The organism is Methyloceanibacter sp. (genome assembly GCF_051306395.1).
Classification (GTDB): Bacteria; Pseudomonadota; Alphaproteobacteria; order Rhizobiales; family Methyloligellaceae; genus Methyloceanibacter.
In genome coordinates this window covers 1-19855 of the sequence record NZ_JBPPND010000254.1, presented here as the reverse complement: position 1 = coordinate 19855, position 19855 = coordinate 1, and the positions used below count along the sequence as shown (strand labels likewise).

Here is a 19855-nt window from a genome sequence, read left to right as displayed (position 1 = left end):
TATCCTATTGTCGAGTGCCTCCGCTTCGGATTGTAGAAGCGCTCGATGTAATCGAACACATCCGCCTTGGCGTCATCCCTTGTGCGGTACGTTTTGCGCGCTGGGTGTTTTCGGACCGTACGCTTCTTTTTCGTGGCCTTCTTACCCTTCGAGCCAGCGCTGCGCTTCTTAACCGCTGCCATTTGAACCTCCCCGACCCCCTACGAGTCCCTAGGAGGGTAACATCACGCGACGGCTAGTAAAAGTTGCAGAGCCGTTCACTTGATACAAGTCCGCTTCATTCGTGTGGGCTTCCGCTTCGCAATCTCGCGGGCAAGGGCTTTGCGGTCACTCATTACGCTTACTCAGTAGGTCGGGAAGCTTCGCCACGTTGGCAGCAATCCGCCGCGCTTCATCAAAGGTGAGCGCCTTGGCGTGCTGCGCTTCCTGTAGCGTCTCACGGGCATAGACATAGACAAGGGCTTGGCCGGATGCGTCGAGCACCTTGAAGCCGCCTGGTACTTGCTCGACCGTCCACGGTGGCGGGAAACGGCGTGATGTCATGGGAACCTCCCTCTTGGCTCCCCCCGCTATCGAAGCGTATCATTCTGCACCACTGCTATGGGAGTCAGAACAGGTGAGGGTCATCCTCCTGTTGTTGGTTCTGTTAGGCGGGCTGCTTTGGTATCTAGCCGACCGCCACGACTGCTATTGGCACGGCTTAGACCAGTGGGCGCCATGGGGACGCTGTGTGCTTGGACTGAGCCGGTTTTAGGGATCTCATCATGGTTGGTAAGCGCGTGCAGTTCGATGACGAGACCTGGGCCGCGATAGAGGCTGTGGCCAGTCAGAGCGGACGCGACTTTCAGGACATTGCAGACGAAGCGTTCGCCGACTTCCTCAAGAAGCACAAGCAGCCGGTAGGATTGAAAGCGGCGCTAAAAGAGAGTGTCGGCGATAAGTCACGAAAGCGACTCAAAGGCTAGCGCCTTCACCGATGTCGCCAAAAGACAGGGCGCCAGCCGAAGCCAGCGCCCCCTCGATGTCCTGACTCTGTCCCTTGAGACGGACTAGCCTTTCTTACACTTTGTCATGCCCTTCATCGCCATCATGGCATCGGCCTCGGAGCCATAGATACCCATCATGCTGAACTTTTCAGTCTCGCTCGGAGCGGTTGTCGAGACCGAGCACTTCTTGGTGGTCTTGTCGAACATGACATGGAACTCGGCTGCGTAAGCGGGGACCGCAAACGCCCCGATCAAAATGGCTGCTAGCAGATACTTTTTCATGGGGGCAAACTCCTAGTACACCGAAAAGCAGAATTGCCTCCGGGGAGCTTAGGAAACGCGGGGAAATGCTGCATTGTTCCAGGTAGAAAGGGCGGCACCAGGGTGAGCCGCTACCGCCCTCTAGCGCGTTCCTGGTTATACGCCCGGCGTGTTTCGCCACTCGGCAATAGGATCGAAGCCATCAACCGCGACGGTATACCGATAGATAGACGCGAGAGCGCAATCCTCGATTTCCCCGCTCCTGGCATCGTCGTCTAGATCAAGCAGGATCGGCCAATCGAATACTTGCTTTAAGGCGAGCTTCACCGCGATCATGGCGTGACTGTCGCACGGTGCCTTAGCAATCTCTATTGAGATAGCCTTAGCCGCTTCCCATGCCGCGTCAGCCTCGCGTCCTAATGCGGCAACTCTTCGCTTGCGTTTGATCTGGCCAACCTTGCCGCAAAAGGAACGCCACTCCTTGTCACCCTGCGCTTTAGATAATGCCAATGCTTCGTCAGCCGTGTTCGCGGCGGCGTATGGCTGCCATCGTGTCTTGCACTGACCGAGATAGTCTCGGTCAGGGAAGCGCGTGCTGAACGGCTGATATTCCAACACGGTCCAATTCCCCTCTGCGTTGGGCATAGCCCCTGTGCAGTTTGTCCGAGTCAGTCTGTAAACATTGCCCGCAGAATCTCTTGACGGGGTAAAGTCAGCGTGGGGACCACGCACGAGCCAGGGCCGTTCCAATTCTGAAATGTCAAAGGTGGCTTCGTTCTCGGCTTCCTCGGCCTTTGTTTGGATATCACCGTGAGCAACCATCGCCTCGATGTATCGCCGCCAAAGGGTGCGGGCATATTCGGGGAACTCAAACGGCGTGTAGACGCCGGCCTTCGCGGGGACAGTGGCCAGCGGCAGAGCTGCACAAGCCGGAGCGGCGGCGATGGCAGTCATAACCTTGCGGCGGGTGATCACGCTCATGACGGAAACCTCCTATCTTTGGTGTTTACAAAAATAACCCTAGCGTATACATAACTATCCGGCAAGATTAATATACATCAGGTTTACAATGACATATTCTGAGCAGGTGATTACGAAGGGACAGATTCGCGCCGCTCGCGCGCTGATTGGGTGGCGGCAGTCCGACCTTGCCCACGCTTCTGGCGTCAGCGAAATCAGCATCAAGAATATCGAGCGGGGAGTGACTGACGCGCGAGGCTCCACCTTGACGAAAATTCAGAAGGCTTTCGACAAGGCGGGGATTGCGTTTCTGGAGTCGGGCGACACGCGCGACGGTGGTCCCGGCATTCGCTTCAAAAAGAAGACCTAGCGAGAAGGGCGCGTTGAATGACAACGGACGCCGAACTGAAAGCGCTTTGGGAAGAATGGAAGCGCGTTCTAATGACGTGGGGCGAGCAGACGGACGAGAAGGTGGCCAAGCGCCTGTTTCACGAAGGCGAGGCAATCGCCAAGAAGATAGCAGCCACGCCAGCAGAGGGGTTAGACGGTCTCGCGATCCAGTTCGGTCTCTATTACTACGTTCGGCATCCGAGCCTAGACCCGTACACGGCCCCCCTTGCCGACGCGATCAAAGACGGCATGGTGAGACTGACCGGGATAGACGCGGCAGGGGAAGCGCTGGCGATTGCGGAGAGTCCTGCCGACAAGACAAAGCTCCAATGAAGGCCATAGACACCGGCAGCAGAGCGGGAAGGGGCTTCCCCGCTGCGACGGGGTGGCTCAGAAAAACGGCGCTGTTGCCGCGCTTTTTAGCCCATAGCCGTACATGGGTACAGACATGGGGCGAGCTGAGTATTCAGACCTAACTATACTGAAAACATTAAGCAAATCGGAGCTTCTGGCGGAGGGGGTGGGATTCGAACCCACGAGGCGCTTGCACGCCTGCCGGTTTTCAAGACCGGTGCCTTCAACCACTCGGCCACCCCTCCTGTCTCAGTCTGGCGCCGCCGCAGAAAACCTGCTCTTAGGGCGTGAGCATTATCTGCTTGTCTTCGGCGCTCCACGATCCTTCATGGGGATATGAACCGCAACCCAGACACTGTCGGCCGCAAAGCCACGCGTCCCTATCACATTCCCCTTAAGGGATGGTGGCGGATCGTGCAAAGGGTGGCGGTGAAGGCCAGCCGCGATAACCTATCGGTGGTGTCGGCCGGCTGTGCCTTCTATGCGCTGTTCGCCATTTTCCCGGCGCTGACCGCTTCGATCTCGCTTTACGGTCTGACGGCGGACGCGGCCATGGTGGAGCGGCAGTTCGGCATGCTCGAGACCGTCCTGCCGCCGCAAGCCTATGAAATCGTCATCGCCCAGATCCGCAGGATCGCCCAGACGCCGGGGCAGACCCTGGGCGCAAGCTTCGGCGTCAGCCTCGCCATTGCGCTGTGGAGCGCCAATCTCGGCACGCAAGCCATGTTCTCCGCGCTCAACATCGCTTACGGCGAGCCGGAGCGCCGCAGCATCCTGCGCTTCTATCTGAGCGCCATCGGCTACACGCTGATCGGCATCTTGGGCGGGGTGGCGATGCTGTTCGCCATTGTCTACGTGCCGGTGCTGTTCGACGACGCCGGCCACCCGGAAGCCTACGCGACGCTCGTCAGATATCTGCGCTGGCCCGTTTTCGTCCTGTTCACGCTGACGCTGCTGGCGCTGATCTACAGGTTTGGACCGAGCCGCCGCAACGCCAAGTGGCGGTGGGTGACCGTCGGTTCGGTCTTCGCCGCGCTCGTGTGGTTCCTCGCATCGCTGGGCTTCTCGTACTATGTCTCCAACTTCGCGAACTACGACAGGATGTACGGATCGCTCGGGGCGGTGATCGTCCTGCTATTCTGGCTCTATATCTCGTTCTACATCGTCTTGCTCGGCGCGGAGATCAACGCCCAGGTCGAGCTGCAAACGGTACACGACACGACGAGCGGCAGGCCAAGGCCAATGGGCCAGCGGGGCGCCTTCGTCGCCGACAACGTGGCGGGCGAGGAGCCGATCAAGAGCGCCGTGGATACAGATCCCGCAAGCGCCAAGCCGCATGCACAGTGACGTCGCCGGCTTGGTCCAGGCCTCGTCTAGACTTGGTCAGGTGCACTACGCCGCAGCAAGTGCCGGCGCAATAGGCCCACGGCGAGGACGAAAATCGCGCCGACGAAGGCGCCGGCCAGATGGACGGTGTGGCCCATGGATGGATCGATATAGCCGGCGAAGAGGGGATCCTTGGTGATGATCTCGCCGGCGATCCAACCGAGCAGCGCCGCGCCGGCCCATACGATGATCGGGAAGCGTTCCAACAGCCTCATCACGATCGCGGCGCCTGCCATGATCAGTGGGATGCTGACGGCAAGGCCGAACATCAGGAGCGCGTAGCTGCCGCGGGCGGCCATGGCGATGGCGATGACGTTATCGAGGCTCATCACCGCATCGGCGATGGCGATGATCTTGACCGCCTGCCACAGACTTGAGGAAGACTCGATCTCTCCCTCGCCGTTGTTCTCCTCGCCGGCGAGCAGCTTGATGGCGATCCAGATGAGAAGGAGTCCGCCGATCAGCTTAACATAGGGCATGGTCATGAGGGTCGTCACCAAGCCGGTGAAGACCACGCGCAGACCGATCGCGACGAGAGTGCCGAGCGCGATGCCCCAGGCGCGCTGTCGGGGAGGGAGCTTGCGGCACGCAAGTGCGATGACGACAGCGTTGTCGCCCGACAACAGGAGGTCGATCCAGATGATCTGTAATACAGCCAGCCAGAAAACTGGATCGTCCACAGTCATGCCGCGGCTTACCCCCCTGATTCCCCTAGAGCTATTTGCCGGTCCCCTCAGACCCGGCCGGACGCCGATACCCATTGCTGCGAAAAACGGCAAAGGCAAGACAAGTCATATAGTCATTCCGCACCGGGTTTGGAGTCGGGTGGAAGACTTGAGGAATGGCTCCTGCCATGGGTTTCAAGGTAGGACAAGGCCGAACGGATCGCATATGCTTTGCCTGTCGGACGAATCGCGCCAATCGTGCCCTGTCTAGGGGGAGGGACCTTTGCCAGCCATGGATCCAGTTCTGCTGAACCCGTTGATTGCTCTCGTCGCGGGCATTCTCATCCTGTTGATGCCCCGGATTCTCAACTACGTCGTGGCGATCTATCTCATCGCCATCGGTGTCATCGGCCTCGTGAACCACTTACAGTAGTTCGCCCGGTTCATCGCCCGGATCGCAAGGTAAACGCGCTCCAGGGACTGGGGCGCGTCGCCGCATGTCTAGAATCATGCAAAGGAAGAGCGGCCTGGAACAGCGTTCGGGGATGGCTTATAGTTTCCTCTTCATGCTCACCTGCAAGGGGGAGGCCGTCCGACCGGCGCTTGTAGCAAAGTCCTTCTGGCTTTCGAGCCAATGGGCCAGGGTACGGGCCTATTACAATCGAATTGAGCAACGCTTCGAACCAACGATGCGACAGACAAGGTTATCAGTCGGGTGATGGGGCAGGCTAAGCAAGCCAAGCGACAGCGAGCCGCGAAGCATGGCGGCCGCATTTTCGCGCTTCGCCCGATGCTCGTGCTCGGTCTCATGGTGGCGTTGTTTGCGGGCGGCGCGTTTGCCGCCCATGGCGCGTTCTGCATCGACGCGGCACTACTCTCCGCCGCGGCCGACGATGCTCGCCTCGTCGAGCGCGTGGCGACCGACGAGAATGCGCAAGCCCAAGAGAAGCTGCAAGCCGAAGACAAGCAGAGCGCGGCCTATGTGTGGTTCGCGGGTCGTAGCGACTCCGGCCTCAAGCTGCGCGGTGCGGTGCCGTCCGAAGAGGACCGCCAAACTCTGCTCGGCATGGTGAAGGCGCATTTCCCCGATCTTGCCGTCGAGGAGAAGCTGAAAGTGGAGGAGGGCGGTCCGCCGCGCGAGCAATGGCTTGGCGCGATGAGTTTCGGCTTGAAGCAATTGTCTCATCTGAAGCACGGCGCTGTGCGTCTCTCGAACGCTAACTTGAAAGTGGCGGGCGTGGCGAAAAGCGCCGAAGACTATGTTGAGATCAAGAAGGCGCTTGCCGGTCCACTGCCGGCCGGTCTTACCATTAGAGGCGACGACGTGCGCGCGCCGATCGCCGATCCCTTCGTCTTCACCGCCGATCTCGGCGTGAACGCCTTGAGCCTTGCCGGCAGCGTGCCGAGCGAGGATGCGCGCAAGCAGCTTCGCGATCTGTCGCGGGAGCTCTTCGCGCGTCCCGGACTCGATGATCGTTTGCAGGTCGCCTCGGGCGCGCCGAAGAATTGGGGTGAAGCGGTCACGGCGGCGCTGCGCGCGTTGAGCCGGCTGGAACGTGGCAAGATCGCGATGTCTGGGCTTGCCGTCACCATCGAAGGCGTCGCTCCCGATCAAGGCACCGCCATCGCCGTGTCCTATCAACTCCGGCGTGACTTGCCGAAAATCTTTTCCACCTCCGAGAGCATCAAGTGGAAAGAGGCGAAGGCCTCCCACGACCTGGGCGCGCAAGTCATTCCCCGCATCAAGGAGTTCGCGCGGACCAAGGGAAGCTGGCCGCAGGGCGAACTGCCGCCGCTCGCGCCGCCACGCGACGCCGCTAGCCGTTAGTCGTTGACCGCGAAGAAGGCGCCGATCGCCTCGACCGGTTCTTGCTCCTGTAACATGGGCGCATGCCCCTGTTCGGGTACGATCATGGTCCGCAGGTTTGGATGGCGCTCCACCATCTCCTCCAACGTTTCGGGACTGAGCACGTCGGAGTGCTCACCGCGCAACACGAAGGTGGGGATCTGTCCCATGGCGACGAACTGGGGCCAAAGATCGGGCACCGGACGGCTCAGGTCGACGGTGCCAATGGCCTTGGCGAGCTTGCGGTCGTAGGAGAGCACAAGCCGTCCTTTCCGTTCTTCGAACACGCCGCGCGCCATCTGGTCCCATTGCGCATCGGTGAAGTCCGGAAAGCCCCGTCCGTTGATCTCGCGCATGATATGCACGGCGTCGACCCAGGTCTTCGGTACCGGCATGCGGCCCACATAGTTCACGATGCGGGCGAGCCCACGCGTCTCGATCACCGGGCCGATATCGTTGAGGACGACGGCGCCCATAGCCGTCGGGCGGAGCGCCGCCATCATCATGGCAATGATGCCGCCCCGCGACGTGCCCACGATCCCCACCCGATGCAGACCCTGCACCGTCAGGAAGTCCAGCACGTCCATGAGCTCGGTATACGGGACGTAATTGCGCCAGTTGGAATCGTGTTCGGAGCCGCCGCGGCCGCGATAGTCGAGGCAATAGACGTTGCGCGGCTTCTCCGGATGGGTCGAGAGGTAGGTGGCAAGCGTATGGAAGTCGCGGGCGTTGCGCGTGAGGCCGGGCAAGCAAAGGACGCTCCGGAAGCGTTCGTCCGGCGCGGGATAGTGGCGCGCATAGAGTCGAAGGTCGTCGAACGACTCATAGAAAATGTCTCGCCACGCCTTGCCGTCAAGCTCAGGCATCGTCAACCAGCCAACCTTGGGAGCATTTCAGGTCAAATCCCACGCGCCGGGAGTGCTTGGGCTCGCAGTGTTCCGCAATCTTGATGAGGGAACAAGCCTCGAAAAGTCAACCGCTGAGCGCGGGCTGCGCGGCTCAAGGGGTGCTCGCCACGGGCACCGTGGCGACGGAGGCGGTCTCCGAGGCGGGGACCTTGCGGCCGCGATTGAGATCCTGGACCAAATGAAGGGCACTGTCGGGCCCTGCGAGCCGCGAGCGGTAGAGCTGAAGCGTTTCCATGATCTTGATCACGTAGCGCCGCGTCTCGGTGAAGGGGATGCGTTCGATCCAGTCGATGGGATCGACATCTGGATCGCGCGGGTCGCCGTAGATTTCCACCCATTCCTTCACCCGGCCGGGGCCGGCGTTGTAAGCAGCCAGCGCCATGAAGTAGGAGCCGTCGTAATTGTTGATCATGTCACTGAGGAAGGCCTCGCCGAGCTGCGTGTTGTAGACGGGATTGGTGAGCCGTGCCTGGGAATACTGAACATTGTAGCGCTTGGCGACACCGCGCGCCGTCGCCGGCATCAACTGCATCAGCCCGCTGGCGCCGACCGGGCTCTGGGCGGCGGCGTTGAACTCGCTCTCCTGGCGGGAGAGGGCATGCACCAGGGCGGGATCGACCCGTTCGTCGAGCAGGCTCTTGAAGGACGGCATCACCCCCACGGGCAGCGCGTAGTCGCCCATGGGCAGATCCCGGTTAAAGGCGATCTTCGACAGGCGGAGCGCCATCTGGCTGCGGTCTAGGGCCTTGGCGTACTCGGCGAGCAGGACAACTTCCGCCGCATTGTCGAGCGTGCGCGACAGCGCGAGGAGGAATTGCGGCGTGAGCCATTCGAGCCCGACCGCGCGGGCAACGCCCATGGCGCGCACCGCGTCCCGGGCCATGAAGCGGTCGATATCCGCTTGCGTCGGCAGCGGCGTGGAGGTCACCGCCAGCCGCGCCGGGCGCGGATCGAGGGCCTGACGCCCAAGCTGGCCGTAGAAATATTGCGGGTACTTGGCCGCGCCGTGGAAATGAACGATCGCCGAACCGCGGTCGCCCAGTGCGAGCGCCGTGCGTCCGAGCCAATATTCGCCTAAAGCAATGTTGCGCGAGTCCGTTGCCGCTCTGCGTAATGCCAGGAAGTGGCGCAACGCCGTGTTGGGCTCGTTCAAGTAGCGCAGCGCAACCCAGCCGGCCAAGAACTCCGCTTCGATAAAGGAGTCGCCTGAGGCGAGGCCGTGCTTGGCGGCGATTTCATAGGCCGTGCGCGGATGGCCGTCATTCAGCGCGGCGCGCACATTGATCCGCCGCTCCACCCACCATTCATTCAGATCGAGCAAAATATTGGGCTCGAGCGGCGCATCGAGCAGCAGCTTCCAGGCGCGCAGGCGCTGATCCTTATCCTTGGTACGCCGCAGCCATTGGATGTTGTTGAAGCGCAGGCCAACATCGCTTTCCAGCGCATCGTTCGGCAAGGCATCGAGCAGCTTGCCGGCGTTGTCGCCGCGCTTGATGACGGCGATGCGTGCATCGACCTTCTTGCGCTCATCCTCCGGCAGCAGCTTGGCGATGCGCAGCGCCGCGCTGGCAGCCGACGCCTTGTCTGGATAGAGCAGCACGTCAATGCGGGCGCGGTGATGATCGTCGTCAAGCATGTTGCCGAACTTGTCGAGGATCTTTTTCTCCACATCCTCGTTGAGCCGGTGATCGCGCCACGCGGAGTAAATCAGCTCCTTGGCCTCCGGTTCCTTGCCGTCCGCGAGATGGGCTGTGGCCAGCGCGGCCTTGCCGGCGCCGGTCTGTGGCGCGGTGGCCGCAAAGAAGGACGTGATCTGCTCCGCGGACGTGTCGCCGAGGAACAGGGATGCCTCCGCCTTTTCGCGCAATTCCTCTTGGCCCGGCCAATACGGATGTGTCACACGAAACTGTTCGACGGCATCGGCATCCAGATACGTGCTCTTGTTGTGCTTGTAGCGGTACCAGTACCCGAAAGCGCGCACGGCCGGATCGGTGATCTTCGCCGCCGTCTCGTCGACGCTGCCCCTATGGTGCATGACGAACCGGAGCCGGCTCTCATCGCCGGAGTCCATTTCATAGTTCAGAAGCGGCTTCAGGATCGAGGCGTAGTCGAGCGCGGGCTTTGGCGCGACCGGGGTCATGGGATCGCGCTGGGGATTGACCTCCGGCGGCGGAACCACGTCGGGCATGAACGAGGCGCTTGCTTCGGGCATGCCGTCATCGGCGGCATCTGCCGGCTTTGATGACTCTGCCGTGGCCTCGCCGGTCTCTTCGGCCGGGGTCGCGGCGCCTATCGAGTCCTTCTCGGGATTGCGTTCGGGCTCGGGGATCGCCGCCACGGTCGTGCTGCTGGCGTTCGCGTCCTGCGCCGCCGGGGAGGCGGCTTCCGGAGGCACGTCCGCCGCCGAGGCCTCCGCGAGGGAGCCGTCGGTCGCCGGCTCGGGTTCAGCTCCAGCCGTTTCGGAGTCCGCGGCCGCCTCGGGCGCAAGCGTGCTGTTCTCGACGACGGCCGGGCGCTCCGGATTGCGGTCGGGAACGGGAATGGCCTCGGGCTTCGCCAAGGCGTAACCCGAGACGGTGCACGCCAAGGCTACCAGGAATGACAGTTGGTACGCGTGTATGCGTTTCATGTCGTCGATCGGTACCGGTTTACGACCTGCGTTCAGCGGTCAGGACGTCCCCCGACCGGGGAGCCGCGACGATTAGGGTCACTGAGTGTACCTAAATCAAACAGTGTCTGAAAGATTCCGGCGGAAAAATGACTGTTTTCTTTCATCCGAAGATGAGAGGACTAGTGAGACCGAGAGTGCAAGCCGTTCCATGTCCTCGTACTTTGGCAAGTCCAGGCGCTGCGTTTCGAACCGCTAACAGCTTAACCGAAAGGGCGGCCGGGCGCATTCCGTGCGCTTGCCGCGCTACCGCCGAAACCCTATTGTCCGCCCGGCTTTCCGTCGCATCCCCGAGCACACCGCCCGCGCCAAGGAGCTTTTGCTTTGACCATGCCGCCGTTTCAAGGCTCGATAACGGCCCTCATTACGCCCTTCAAGGACGGATCGTTGGACGAAGCCGCCTTCCGCAAGCTTGTGGAATGGCAGATCGACCAGGGCACACATGGCCTGGTGCCGTGCGGGACGACTGGCGAATCGCCCACGCTCGATCACGACGAGCACCGGCGCGTCATCCAGCTTTGCATCGAGGCGGCGGCCGGCCGCGTGCCGGTGATCGCCGGCACCGGCTCCAATTCCACCGCAGAGGCCGTCGAGCTGACGCGGCATGCCAAGAAGGCCGGCGCCGACGGCGCGCTCGTGGTGACGCCGTATTACAACAAGCCGACGCAAGAGGGGCTCTATCTTCATTACAAGGCGATCAACGAAGCCGCCGACATCCCCATCGTCATCTACAACATCCCCGGCCGCAGCGTGGTCGACATGTCCGTGGAGACGATGACGCGGCTGTTCAAGCTGAAGAACATCGTCGGCGTGAAGGACGCCACCGCCAATCTGGCGCGGGTGAGCCAGCAGCGTGCCGCGATGGGCCACGAATTCATTCAGCTCTCCGGCGAGGACGCGACCGCGCTCGGCTTCATGGCCCATGGCGGGGTGGGCTGCATCTCGGTGACGGCCAATGTGGCGCCGGCGCTCTGCTCCGAGTTTCAGCTCGCCTGTCTCGGCGGAAACTTCAAGCGCGCGTTGGAGATACAGGATCGCCTTATGCCGCTGCATGAAGCGTTGTTCGTGGAGTCCAATCCGGGGCCGGTCAAATACGCTGCCTTCAAGCTCGGTCTGGGTTCAGACGAGACCCGGCTGCCGCTCGCGCCGATCGGCGCGGCGACGCGCAAGCTCGTCGACGACGCCTTGGCCGCCGCGGGCCTCGCCGCGGCCTAACGCCCGAAGGGTCTAGTCATGGCGCCGAAGAGCGACAGCGGCAAGCTCGTCGCCGAGAACAGAAGAGCCCGCTTCAACTACGAGATCGAGGACACGATCGAAGCCGGCATCATGCTGACCGGCTCCGAGGTGAAGTCCCTGCGTAGCGGCAAGGCGAACATCGCCGAGTCCTACGCCTCCAACGAAGGCGGCGAGCTCTTTCTGATCAACGCGCATATCGCCGAGTACAAGGGCGCGGCGCGCGAGGGCCACGCGCCGACGCGGCACCGGAAGCTCCTCCTGCACAGGAAGGAAATGGCGCGGCTGTTGGGGGCCATCCAACGGGAAGGCATGGCGCTCGTCCCGCTGCGCCTCTACTTCAACGCCCGGGGGCTGGCGAAGCTTCAACTGGGACTAGGGCGCGGCAAGAAGGTCTACGACAAGCGCGAGACGCAGAAGAAGCGCGACTGGGAGCGCCAAAAAGGCCGGCTCATGCGTGAGAAGGGCTGAGGTGGACGGCGGCGCCGATCACGCGATGCCGGGCATGGCGCTGCCACCCATCATGCTGCTCGCTACCGACGGTACGAATATCTGCATGGCGGGGCTTCCTGGCCGGAGCGTCATCGCCGTCTACCCATGGACCGGTCGGCCCGGTCGGCCCAACCCACCCAACTGGGATGATATCCCCGGTGCGCACGGCTCCACGCCGGAGCTTGAGGGTTTTCGCGATCTTGCCGCGCGTTTCGGAGAGCAGAAAACACGCCTTTTTGGCCTCAGTCTTCAAACCACGGACTATCAGCGTGAACTGGTGGAGCGGCTACGGCTGCCTTTCCCGATCCTGAGCGACAGGGATGGCGCGTTCGCCGCAGCGCTTGCCTTACCCAGTTTCGCAGCTGGCGGGGACACCTACCTGAAACGGCTCACGCTTGTGGTGAGAGAGGGCGTCATCGAACGGGTGTTCTTTCCCGTCGCGAACCCGGCCCGACATCCAGGCGAAGTCTTCGCTGGCTTGAGACGCTGGGGATGACGTAGCCGGACTAATCACCCATGGCGTCGTCTTCGGCTTCCTCCACCGAATAGCCGAGCGCGTCCAGGCCTTCCTCGAGATAGTCGGGGAGAAGCGGCATGCCGACCAGATAGTCCTCGGTGCGATTGGTGCGTTCGGAGCGCGCCGTCTCCAGGGCGTCATCGAGCTCCTCGACGCTGAACGAGCCTCGGCCGATCCACGCAAGCGCCACAAGGCTCACTTGTTCGTCTTCGTTCAGATCGTGGATGAACTCTTTCAGCTCCGCCAACGTGGCGTCGTCGGCGAAGTCCTCCAGAATCGACTCCGCGTCGTGGTCGGAGCCTTCGTCCCAGGCGCCGACTTTGGCGCCTAACTCCCGGGCCTTAACGATGACAAAGCCGACCTTGGTCGACGAGATTTCCAACCCCGCCATGGGACCCCCGACATACCGAAAACCTGGTTGAAAGCATGCCCGACTTGAGGGGCCCCAGCAACTCAGTCTTTCAGACTTGCCGCAGCCTCGCCCACCACTGTCTCGAACATCTCCGTGGTGAGGCGGCCCGTGTTCGTGTTCTGGCGCGAGCAGTGATAGGTGTCGAACAGAACGAGCCCATTCGGCAGCCTATGCCGCGCGCCGTGCGCGAAGGGGAAGTCGCGTTTCTTCAACGCGAATGTGTCGAGAATGCTGTCATGGGCAATCCGGCCGATGGCGAGCAGAGAGCGCAGATTCGGCAGCGCCGCCATGCGGCCGACCAGGAACCGCCGGCAGTGTCTGATTTCATCGGCCGTCGGCTTGTTCTGTGGCGGCACGCAGCGCACGGCATTGGTGATCATGCAATCCGCCAGCGAAAGCGCCGCGGGGTTCGACAGGTCGTGCGTGCCGCGCGCAAGATCCATTTTCAGGAGCGTACGGTAAAGGAGCTCGCCTGCATGGTCCCCGAGGAAGGGGCGCGCCGTGCGGTTCGCGCCCTTGAGCCCCGGCGCGAGACCGACGATCAGAAGCCGAGCGGTCTCCGGACCGAACGAGGGCACCGCACCGTTGAACCAATCCGGGTGCGCCGCTTCGTTGTCGTGACGGAAGGCCACGAGCCGTGGGCATAGAGGGCAGTCCCGTGCAGGTTCCGGTACGGTAGGAGAGAGCGGCATGGCGCCATGCCTAGCGCCAGCGCGCGCCCAACACCAGACACTCGCGGAGATCAGGTTTCGATCAGATCGCCCGGCTCGAACTCGTCGAGCGGCTCGGGCTCCTGACGGCGGCGCGGCTCGCGGTAAGCCCGATCGGCTGGATCGCGGCCGATTTCGTCTTGCAAGCTGGCAAGGTCGATGAATTGGTCCGCCTGGCGCCGCAATTCGTCGGCGACCATCGGCGGGTTCGTTGAGAGCGTCGAGAACACGCTGACGCGCTTGCCCTTGTGCTGGAGCGCCTCGACCAGCGAGCGGAAGTCGCCGTCGCCGGAGAAAATGACGAGATGATCGAGATGGTCGGCTAGCTCCATGGCATCGACGGCAAGCTCGATGTCCATATTGCCCTTGATCTTCCGGCGGCCGGCCGCGTCCACGAACTCCTTGGTCGGCTTCGTCACCATGGTGTAGCCGTTATAATCCAGCCAATCGATCAGAGGCCGGATCGAGGAGTACTCCTGATCCTCGGCGAGTGCGGTGTAGTAAAGCGCGCGGACGAGTTGACCCTTTGAGCGAAACAGCGCCAGCAGGCGTTTGTAATCGATGTCAAAGGAGAGAGACTTGCCGGCGGCATAAAGATTGGCGCCGTCAATGAAGAGCGCGATGCGCTCTGTCGGATAGAAATTCATTTCGGATCCTAACGACTCAAAAAATATGATGGCGCGCTACAAACAAGCGCGGACGAAGCAACGTCCCATTAAAAGTAATCACGCCAAGGACACTTCGCAATTGGTCGCAATGTCTCAGACGCTGGTAGGATTGGGCGGAAATTGTCCTGGACCGTGGGGGACACCTGCCGAATCGATCTCACGGGCGCTCCGCGAACTCGGGACCGGCGGCATCACGGTGGAGGCGGTATCACACCTCTATGAGACGGCGGCCGTGGGGCGCGCCGGCCAGCCCCCCTATGTGAATGCCGTCGCCCTGATTGACACCCCCATGCCGCCGGAAGCGCTGTTGAGACGGTTGAAGCAAATCGAGCGGGCGGCAGGGCGCCGCGGCGGGAGCCCTTGGGGCCCCCGAACCCTCGATCTGGACATTTTGGACTACAAGGGCCGCGTTAAGCATTGGCGGGGCAACATGCCGCGCTTCGCCCGGGCCGGTGCCCGGCCGCTCGTTCTGCCCCATCCGTGGATCGAGAAACGGCCGTTCGTACTGCGTCCGCTGCTCGATGTGGCGCCGAATTGGCGCCATCCGGTCACGAAAAAGACCGTTCACGAACTGTGGCGAAGGGTTGCGAGGGGCGACGAAGGCCGAGTGATGCGGGCGCTTTAATCCTGCGGGCGACTTGCCAGGCGTCCGCGAACTGCATAAATAGGGTCTAAACCTGCCCAATTTCAAAAGGATCGCCAGATGGCTCGCGTCACCGTCGAGGATTGCGTCGACAAGATTCCGAACCGCTTCGAACTCGTGCTTTTGGCGGGCCATCGCGCCCGTACGATTTCCGCGGGCGCCCAGATCGCCGTACAGCGCGACAACGACAAAAACCCGGTCGTGGCGCTCCGCGAGCTCGCGGAGAAGAAGATTTCTCCCGACGACCTCAAGGAAGACTTTATCCACTCCATGCAGAAATATGTCGAGGTGGATGAGCCTGAGGCGGAAGCCGTGCCGATGCTGTCCCAAGACACGCGCATGCCTGTCATCGGTCAGGATGATCAATCTTCCGACACGCAGATCGACCGCATGTCCGAGGAGGAGCTGTTGCGCCGGATGGCGACTCAGGCTCCTTCGGATGGCTCGAATGCGGGACCGCGCGCACGCTGAGTTCGCTTCAGGAACAGCGCGCCACGCCGCTGGCTTGCCTATTCCTGGCTGCCGCGTCTTCATTGTCATTCCGGCGGAAGCCGGAACCCAGAACACGACACGTTCTGTAGGATGCCGGGTACCGGCTTTCTTCGGGATGACGCGTCGTGTTCACGGTGACGCGAGAAGGCTAGGGCCATGACCCGGCAATACGAGCTGGTCGAGCGCGTGCTGAGCTATCAGCCGACCGCCAACGAGGCGATGCTCAACCGCGCCTATGTCTACGCCATGAAGGCGCACGGCAATCAGAAGCGTGCGTCCGGCGCGCCGTATTTCTCCCATCCGCTCGAAGTCGCCGCCATTCTCGCCGAGATGCGTCTCGACGACGCCACCATCGCCACGGCGCTTTTGCACGACACCATCGAGGACACCGGCGCGACCCGGACCGAGATCGACGCGCTGTTCGGCGCCGAGATCGGCACGCTGGTCGACGGCCTCACCAAGATCAAGAAGCTCGACCTGGTTACCAAGAAGGCCGAGCAGGCGGAAAATTTCCGCAAGCTGCTGCTGGCCATCTCCAGCGACATCCGCGTGCTCCTCGTGAAGCTCGCCGACCGTCTGCACAACATGCGGACGCTCAAGCATATGCGGCCGGCGAAACGCAGGATCATCGCCGAGGAGACCATGGACATCTATGCGCCGCTCGCCGGTCGCATGGGCATGCAGTGGTTGCGCGAAGAGCTTGAGGACCATGCCTTCCGCTGGCTGAACCCGGAGGCCTACGCGGCCGTGGTCGAGCGCCTGAAGATTTTGCGAGAGCGCAACCAAGGCTTGATTGACGAAATTGAGAGCGCGCTGACCACCAAGCTGAAGGAGGCCAAGGTCAAGGGTATCGTCGCCGGGCGCGAGAAGAAGCCTTACGCCATCTGGAGCAAGATGGAGCGCAAGCAGATATCGCTGGAGCAGCTCTCGGACATCTACGGCTTCCGCATCGTCGTGCCGCAGGTTCCGGACTGCTATCATGCGCTCGCCGTGGTGCACACGACCTGGCATGCGGTGCCGGGGCGCTTCAAGGATTACATCTCCAATCCGAAGCAGAACGACTATCAGTCGATCCACACGACCATTGTCGGGCCGCGGCACCAGCGCGTCGAGCTTCAGATCCGCACCGAGAAGATGCACTCCATCGCCGAATACGGTGTGGCCGCGCACGCGCTCTACAAGGACATGAACGGCGCCAACGGCGCGAAGAAAGTGCCGTCGCAGGAATCGAACGCCTATCGCTGGCTGCGCCATCTGGTGGGGATGCTGCTCGAGGGCGACAACCCTGAAGAGTTTCTGGAACACACAAAGCTGGAGCTGTTCCAGGACCAGGTGTTCTGCTTCACGCCGAAAGGCCGGCTGATCGCGTTGCCGCGCGGCGCGAACTGCATCGATTTCGCCTATGCGGTCCATACCGACGTCGGCAACACCGCCGTCGGCGCCAAAATCAATGGCCGGCCCATGCCGCTCGCCACACAGCTGAGGAATGGCGACGAAGTGGAGATCATTTGCTCGGCGGCACAGTTGCCGCCCGTCGTTTGGCAGAGCCTCGCCGTGACCGGCAAGGCCCGCTCCGCCATCAGACGGGCGACGCGCGACGCCGTCCGCTCGCAATACGGCAAGCTCGGCCGCGAAATCCTCGACCGCGCCTTTCAGCGGCGCGACAAGACATTCAGCGAGGAAAGCTTGAGCGCGGCCCTGGCGCGGCTGTCACAAAAGACCGCCGAGGACGTCATGACCGCCGTGGGGCGCGGTGAGCTTGCCTCCGCCGACGTGTTGCGAGCCGTGTTCCCCGAGGAGACGCCGGCCGAGCCGGTGAAGCGCCGCCGTCAAGTGAAGCGCACCGAGGAGGGCTGGTTTGGACTCGGCAAGGTGATGGGGCTGAAGTTCCGCTGGCCCGGATCGGCCGGGCGCGGACGAACCGAAGGCGCAAGCCGCATTCCCATCCGGGGCTTGCGCGGCGATCTTCCCGTCAACTTCGCCGACGGGGGCGCCGTGCCGGGCGACCGCATTGTCGGCATTCTCACGCCGGGGCAGGGGATCACCATCTACCCGATCCACGCCAATGCGCTGAAGGCATTCGACGAAGAACCCGAGCGCTGGATCGACGTCACCTGGGATATCGACGAGGACAACCCGCAGCGTTTCCCCGCCAAGATCGCGGTTACGGCAATGAACGAGCCGGGCAGTCTCGCTCAGATCGCCGCGGTCATCGGCGAGGCCGACGGCAATATCCAGAACGTCAAGATGACGAACCAGGTCCCGGACTACACCGAGATGCTCATCGACCTGGATGTCTGGGACCTCCAGCACCTGAACGAGATCCTGGTGGGATTGCGTGCCAAGGACGTGGTGAGCAGCGCGGCGCGTGCCGAAGGCTAGAACCGGCCCCAAAGCCCTGGCATATGGAGAAATTAAGCCCAAATATGGTAGGGCTCAGCCGCCAATGGGCCCCGGCGCCGGCCACTACGACTGTGCGTCCTTGGAACGAGGTAGTGATGCTGTTCAGGCGCCGAAAGGCGGAGAGTTTTTTTGAGCGGTTGCGCGTGCATCTGTGGCCGCGGCGCAGCTGGAGCCGCTCGACCCGCTACATCGTCCATCGCGTCCGCCGTTTGAGTGCCACGCCCCACGCGGTCGCCCTCGGCTTCGCCGCCGGCGTCTTCGTTTCGGCGACCCCCTTTATCGGCTTCCATATGGTGTTGGCGGCACTGACAGCGTGGATCATTGGAGGCAGCATCGTCGCTGCCGTCCTCGGCACCTTCGTCGGCAATCCGCTCACCTATCCGCTCTTCTGGGTCAGCACTTTCGAGGTTGGTTCGCTGATGCTCGGCGGTGGCTCGAACAAGCTGCATATCGACTTGTCGGAAGGCATCTTTCAGACGGACCAGCTCTGGCCACTTCTGAAACCCATGACGCTCGGGGCGCTGCCGGTCGGAATCGCGCTTGCGGCGCTGAGCTATGTCCTGGTCAGACCCGCGGTGAACGCTTATCAGCACCGCCGCCGTGCCCTGATCTCGCGCCGCGAAGCGATGGAGGTCTGATGAGCGCGCCCCCGATCCGGCTCGGCATCAATATCGACCACGTCGCCACGCTGCGAAACGCGCGCGGCGGTTTCCATCCCGACCCGTTGCGCGCGGCGAAGCTCGCCGTAGAAGCGGGCGCCGACAACATCACGGCGCATTTGCGGGAAGACCGCCGGCATATTCGTGACGACGATATCGCGCGGCTCATCGCCGAGCTCGATTGTCCGCTGAATTTGGAAATGGCGGCGACGCCCGAGATGCAAGCGATCGCGCTTAAGACCAAACCCCATGCCGCATGCATCGTGCCTGAGAAGCGCACCGAGCGGACCACCGAAGGCGGCCTCGATGTGGTCGCGCAGCACAACGTGCTGGCTCCCGTGATCGCCGAGCTCGTCGATGCCGGCATTCAGGTCTCGCTGTTCATTGCCGCCGAGCGCCGGCAGATCGAGGCCGCGTCGCGCTTAAGGGCGCCGGCCATCGAAATTCACGTGGGCGCCTGGTGCGAGGCCCTGGCCCAGGGACGCAAGAGCGAGGCGGACGCCGAGTGGCGGGCTATCAAAGAGGGCGCGACTCTTGCCCACGGGCTCGGTCTCGAAGTTCATGCCGGCCACGGTCTCGACTACGAGACGGCGGAGACGATCTCCGCCCTGCCGGAGATCGTCGAGCTCAATATCGGCCACTACCTCATGGGCGAGGCGGTGTTTGTCGGACTCGGGGACAGCATCCGGCGCATGCGCGCGGCAATGGACAAGGGTCGCCAAACGTTGCGGGAGAGCGCGCGCGAAAAGGCGGATCACGCGTGATGATCCTCGGACTCGGTAATGACATTATCGACATCCGGCGCGTCGAAAAGACGATCGAGCGCTACGGCGAACGCTTTTTGACGCGCGTTTTCACCGACACGGAGCGCCGCAAATCCGACAGACGGAGTTTGCGCGCCGCCTCCTACGCCAAGCGCTTTGCCGCCAAGGAGGCCTGTGCCAAGGCGTTGGGGACGGGATTTCGCCACGGGGTCTACTGGCGCGACATGGGTGTCGTAAATTTGCCGTCTGGACGGCCCACGCTGGAATTGACGGGAGGCGCCGCCCGGGTGCTCCGCGAATTGACACCGGAAGGGCACGAGGTCCGCATCGATCTCACTATCACCGACGATTTCCCCACGGCCCAAGCCATCGTCATCATCTCCGCCTTGAAGGTTCGGGTCCGCGACTGAGCGGTTTGCCTGAACCACGAGGAGGGGC

The 19855-nt window shown here is 62.5% G+C and carries 24 protein-coding genes, 1 tRNA gene and 1 pseudogene; 15 read left to right on the top strand and 11 right to left on the bottom strand.

The annotated features are described in order from the left end of the window. Together ACSLE4_RS13795 and ACSLE4_RS13790 are read right to left on the bottom strand one after the other, a co-directional pair. A pseudogene (locus ACSLE4_RS13795) lies at nt 1–101 on the bottom strand (IS3 family transposase); the annotation flags it as partial. 226 nt (nt 102–327) lie between these two features. Beyond that, nucleotides 328–543 (bottom strand): hypothetical protein, encoded by a 216-nt coding sequence (locus ACSLE4_RS13790; protein ID WP_435905009.1) that lies wholly within the window; start codon nt 541–543, stop codon nt 328–330. Between the two features lie 221 nt (nt 544–764). Between ACSLE4_RS13790 and ACSLE4_RS13785 the strand changes: the two genes are divergently transcribed. Further along, a complete protein-coding gene (locus tag ACSLE4_RS13785) occupies nt 765–965 on the top strand; it encodes a hypothetical protein (RefSeq protein WP_435905008.1) in 201 nt (66 codons plus the stop codon). Between the two features lie 84 nt (nt 966–1049). Here the strand turns inward: ACSLE4_RS13785 and ACSLE4_RS13780 are convergent, their stop codons facing one another. Both ACSLE4_RS13780 and ACSLE4_RS13775 read right to left on the bottom strand, forming a co-directional pair. Continuing rightward, entirely contained in the window at nt 1050–1268 is a 219-nt protein-coding gene (locus ACSLE4_RS13780; protein WP_435905007.1) for a hypothetical protein, read from the bottom strand. 135 nt (nt 1269–1403) lie between these two features. Beyond that, nucleotides 1404–2228 (bottom strand): hypothetical protein, encoded by an 825-nt coding sequence (locus tag ACSLE4_RS13775; protein WP_435905006.1) that lies wholly within the window; start codon nt 2226–2228, stop codon nt 1404–1406. A gap of 88 nt (nt 2229–2316) precedes the next feature. Here ACSLE4_RS13775 and ACSLE4_RS13770 point away from each other — a divergent pair, with 88 nt between their 5' ends. Next, on the top strand, nt 2317–2577 hold the full coding sequence (locus ACSLE4_RS13770; RefSeq protein WP_435905005.1) for a helix-turn-helix domain-containing protein: 261 nt from the start codon (nt 2317–2319) through the stop codon (nt 2575–2577). Between the two features lie 17 nt (nt 2578–2594). Beyond that, nucleotides 2595–2930, top strand: coding sequence for a hypothetical protein (locus ACSLE4_RS13765; protein WP_435905004.1), 336 nt, complete (start codon nt 2595–2597; stop codon nt 2928–2930). 176 nt (nt 2931–3106) lie between these two features. Here the strand turns inward: ACSLE4_RS13765 and ACSLE4_RS13760 are convergent. Next, nucleotides 3107–3196 (bottom strand) — tRNA-Ser (locus ACSLE4_RS13760). Between the two features lie 91 nt (nt 3197–3287). Here ACSLE4_RS13760 and ACSLE4_RS13755 point away from each other — a divergent pair. After that, complete coding sequence (locus ACSLE4_RS13755) at nt 3288–4298, top strand: YihY/virulence factor BrkB family protein (RefSeq protein ID WP_435905003.1); 1011 nt, start codon at nt 3288–3290, stop codon at nt 4296–4298. Nucleotides 4299–4324: 26 nt separating this feature from the next. Here ACSLE4_RS13755 and ACSLE4_RS13750 read toward each other — a convergent pair whose 3' ends face one another. Beyond that, nucleotides 4325–5023: a TerC family protein gene (locus ACSLE4_RS13750; protein WP_435905002.1), complete on the bottom strand. Its 699-nt coding sequence runs from the start codon at nt 5021–5023 to the stop codon at nt 4325–4327. Between the two features lie 271 nt (nt 5024–5294). On the opposite strand from ACSLE4_RS13750, the gene ACSLE4_RS13745 reads away from it, so the two are divergent. Together ACSLE4_RS13745 and ACSLE4_RS13740 are read left to right on the top strand one after the other, a co-directional pair. Then, nucleotides 5295–5435, top strand: a complete 141-nt coding sequence (locus ACSLE4_RS13745; protein ID WP_435905001.1) for a DUF3096 domain-containing protein — start codon at nt 5295–5297, stop codon at nt 5433–5435. A 285-nt stretch (nt 5436–5720) separates the two neighbouring features. After that, complete coding sequence (locus ACSLE4_RS13740; RefSeq protein ID WP_435905000.1) at nt 5721–6830, top strand: hypothetical protein; 1110 nt, start codon at nt 5721–5723, stop codon at nt 6828–6830. Here the strand turns inward: ACSLE4_RS13740 and ACSLE4_RS13735 are convergent. Beyond that, nucleotides 6827–7714, bottom strand: coding sequence for an alpha/beta fold hydrolase (locus tag ACSLE4_RS13735; RefSeq protein ID WP_435904999.1), 888 nt, complete (start codon nt 7712–7714; stop codon nt 6827–6829). The two genes, ACSLE4_RS13740 and ACSLE4_RS13735, sit on opposite strands and share 4 nt — an antisense overlap. A gap of 133 nt (nt 7715–7847) precedes the next feature. Further along, on the bottom strand, nt 7848–10385 hold the full coding sequence (locus tag ACSLE4_RS13730) for a transglycosylase SLT domain-containing protein (protein ID WP_435904998.1): 2538 nt from the start codon (nt 10383–10385) through the stop codon (nt 7848–7850). Between the two features lie 369 nt (nt 10386–10754). Between ACSLE4_RS13730 and dapA the strand changes: the two genes are divergently transcribed. From dapA to ACSLE4_RS13715, 3 genes are read left to right on the top strand one after another with little or no spacing between them, the layout of a single operon-like run. Beyond that, nucleotides 10755–11639, top strand: a complete 885-nt coding sequence (gene dapA, locus ACSLE4_RS13725) for a 4-hydroxy-tetrahydrodipicolinate synthase (protein WP_435904997.1) — start codon at nt 10755–10757, stop codon at nt 11637–11639. A gap of 18 nt (nt 11640–11657) precedes the next feature. Beyond that, nucleotides 11658–12128, top strand: coding sequence for an SsrA-binding protein SmpB (gene smpB, locus ACSLE4_RS13720; protein ID WP_435904996.1), 471 nt, complete (start codon nt 11658–11660; stop codon nt 12126–12128). A 1-nt stretch (nt 12129) separates the two neighbouring features. Continuing rightward, the gene (locus tag ACSLE4_RS13715) at nt 12130–12645 is read left to right on the top strand and encodes a redoxin family protein (protein WP_435904995.1); all 516 of its coding nucleotides are present in this window, start codon (nt 12130–12132) and stop codon (nt 12643–12645) included. 10 nt (nt 12646–12655) lie between these two features. Here the strand turns inward: ACSLE4_RS13715 and ACSLE4_RS13710 are convergent, their stop codons facing one another. From ACSLE4_RS13710 to ACSLE4_RS13700, 3 genes are all read right to left on the bottom strand, one after another. Next, nucleotides 12656–13057, bottom strand: coding sequence for a DUF3775 domain-containing protein (locus ACSLE4_RS13710; RefSeq protein ID WP_435904994.1), 402 nt, complete (start codon nt 13055–13057; stop codon nt 12656–12658). A 62-nt stretch (nt 13058–13119) separates the two neighbouring features. Next, on the bottom strand, nt 13120–13770 hold the full coding sequence (locus ACSLE4_RS13705) for a uracil-DNA glycosylase (RefSeq protein WP_435904993.1): 651 nt from the start codon (nt 13768–13770) through the stop codon (nt 13120–13122). A 50-nt stretch (nt 13771–13820) separates the two neighbouring features. After that, nucleotides 13821–14435: an NYN domain-containing protein gene (locus ACSLE4_RS13700; protein WP_435904992.1), complete on the bottom strand. Its 615-nt coding sequence runs from the start codon at nt 14433–14435 to the stop codon at nt 13821–13823. Nucleotides 14436–14544: 109 nt separating this feature from the next. Here ACSLE4_RS13700 and folK point away from each other — a divergent pair, with 109 nt between their 5' ends. From folK to acpS, 6 genes are all read left to right on the top strand, one after another. Next, nucleotides 14545–15081, top strand: coding sequence for a 2-amino-4-hydroxy-6-hydroxymethyldihydropteridine diphosphokinase (gene folK, locus ACSLE4_RS13695; protein ID WP_435904991.1), 537 nt, complete (start codon nt 14545–14547; stop codon nt 15079–15081). A 78-nt stretch (nt 15082–15159) separates the two neighbouring features. Further along, on the top strand, nt 15160–15570 hold the full coding sequence (gene rpoZ, locus ACSLE4_RS13690; protein WP_069624513.1) for a DNA-directed RNA polymerase subunit omega: 411 nt from the start codon (nt 15160–15162) through the stop codon (nt 15568–15570). 177 nt (nt 15571–15747) lie between these two features. Then, nucleotides 15748–17973 (top strand): RelA/SpoT family protein, encoded by a 2226-nt coding sequence (locus ACSLE4_RS13685; RefSeq protein ID WP_435904990.1) that lies wholly within the window; start codon nt 15748–15750, stop codon nt 17971–17973. A 116-nt stretch (nt 17974–18089) separates the two neighbouring features. Further along, on the top strand, nt 18090–18632 hold the full coding sequence (locus tag ACSLE4_RS13680) for a DUF2062 domain-containing protein (protein ID WP_435904989.1): 543 nt from the start codon (nt 18090–18092) through the stop codon (nt 18630–18632). Next, nucleotides 18632–19417 carry a pyridoxine 5'-phosphate synthase gene (locus ACSLE4_RS13675; RefSeq protein ID WP_435904988.1) on the top strand — a complete coding sequence of 262 codons (786 nt, stop codon included), beginning with the start codon at nt 18632–18634 and terminating at the stop codon, nt 19415–19417. Before ACSLE4_RS13680 ends, ACSLE4_RS13675 begins: the two co-directional genes overlap by 1 nt. Then, nucleotides 19417–19827: a holo-ACP synthase gene (gene acpS, locus ACSLE4_RS13670; RefSeq protein ID WP_435905010.1), complete on the top strand. Its 411-nt coding sequence runs from the start codon at nt 19417–19419 to the stop codon at nt 19825–19827. The genes ACSLE4_RS13675 and acpS overlap by 1 nt, the downstream gene beginning before the upstream one ends. Nucleotides 19828–19855 lie beyond the last annotated feature (28 nt).

Bases quoted from the DNA above. Each gene is read 5' to 3' on its own strand.
- ACSLE4_RS13750 (WP_435905002.1), bottom strand. From the start codon at position 5,023: ATGACTGTGGACGATCCAGTTTTCTGGCTGGCTGTATTACAGATCATC.
- ACSLE4_RS13780 (WP_435905007.1), bottom strand. From the start codon at position 1,268: ATGAAAAAGTATCTGCTAGCAGCCATTTTGATCGGGGCGTTTGCGGTC.
- ACSLE4_RS13705 (WP_435904993.1), bottom strand. From the start codon at position 13,770: ATGCCGCTCTCTCCTACCGTACCGGAACCTGCACGGGACTGCCCTCTA.
- ACSLE4_RS13755 (WP_435905003.1), top strand. From the start codon at position 3,288: ATGAACCGCAACCCAGACACTGTCGGCCGCAAAGCCACGCGTCCCTAT.
- ACSLE4_RS13765 (WP_435905004.1), top strand. From the start codon at position 2,595: ATGACAACGGACGCCGAACTGAAAGCGCTTTGGGAAGAATGGAAGCGC.
- ACSLE4_RS13730 (WP_435904998.1), bottom strand. From the start codon at position 10,385: ATGAAACGCATACACGCGTACCAACTGTCATTCCTGGTAGCCTTGGCG.
- ACSLE4_RS13775 (WP_435905006.1), bottom strand. From the start codon at position 2,228: ATGAGCGTGATCACCCGCCGCAAGGTTATGACTGCCATCGCCGCCGCT.
- ACSLE4_RS13680 (WP_435904989.1), top strand. From the start codon at position 18,090: ATGCTGTTCAGGCGCCGAAAGGCGGAGAGTTTTTTTGAGCGGTTGCGC.
- ACSLE4_RS13770 (WP_435905005.1), top strand. From the start codon at position 2,317: ATGACATATTCTGAGCAGGTGATTACGAAGGGACAGATTCGCGCCGCT.
- folK (WP_435904991.1), top strand. From the start codon at position 14,545: ATGTCTCAGACGCTGGTAGGATTGGGCGGAAATTGTCCTGGACCGTGG.
- acpS (WP_435905010.1), top strand. From the start codon at position 19,417: ATGATCCTCGGACTCGGTAATGACATTATCGACATCCGGCGCGTCGAA.
- rpoZ (WP_069624513.1), top strand. From the start codon at position 15,160: ATGGCTCGCGTCACCGTCGAGGATTGCGTCGACAAGATTCCGAACCGC.
- smpB (WP_435904996.1), top strand. From the start codon at position 11,658: ATGGCGCCGAAGAGCGACAGCGGCAAGCTCGTCGCCGAGAACAGAAGA.
- ACSLE4_RS13710 (WP_435904994.1), bottom strand. From the start codon at position 13,057: ATGGCGGGGTTGGAAATCTCGTCGACCAAGGTCGGCTTTGTCATCGTT.
- ACSLE4_RS13685 (WP_435904990.1), top strand. From the start codon at position 15,748: ATGACCCGGCAATACGAGCTGGTCGAGCGCGTGCTGAGCTATCAGCCG.
- ACSLE4_RS13740 (WP_435905000.1), top strand. From the start codon at position 5,721: ATGGGGCAGGCTAAGCAAGCCAAGCGACAGCGAGCCGCGAAGCATGGC.
- ACSLE4_RS13785 (WP_435905008.1), top strand. From the start codon at position 765: ATGGTTGGTAAGCGCGTGCAGTTCGATGACGAGACCTGGGCCGCGATA.
- ACSLE4_RS13675 (WP_435904988.1), top strand. From the start codon at position 18,632: ATGAGCGCGCCCCCGATCCGGCTCGGCATCAATATCGACCACGTCGCC.
- ACSLE4_RS13735 (WP_435904999.1), bottom strand. From the start codon at position 7,714: ATGCCTGAGCTTGACGGCAAGGCGTGGCGAGACATTTTCTATGAGTCG.
- ACSLE4_RS13700 (WP_435904992.1), bottom strand. From the start codon at position 14,435: ATGAATTTCTATCCGACAGAGCGCATCGCGCTCTTCATTGACGGCGCC.
- ACSLE4_RS13745 (WP_435905001.1), top strand. From the start codon at position 5,295: ATGGATCCAGTTCTGCTGAACCCGTTGATTGCTCTCGTCGCGGGCATT.
- dapA (WP_435904997.1), top strand. From the start codon at position 10,755: ATGCCGCCGTTTCAAGGCTCGATAACGGCCCTCATTACGCCCTTCAAG.
- ACSLE4_RS13790 (WP_435905009.1), bottom strand. From the start codon at position 543: ATGACATCACGCCGTTTCCCGCCACCGTGGACGGTCGAGCAAGTACCA.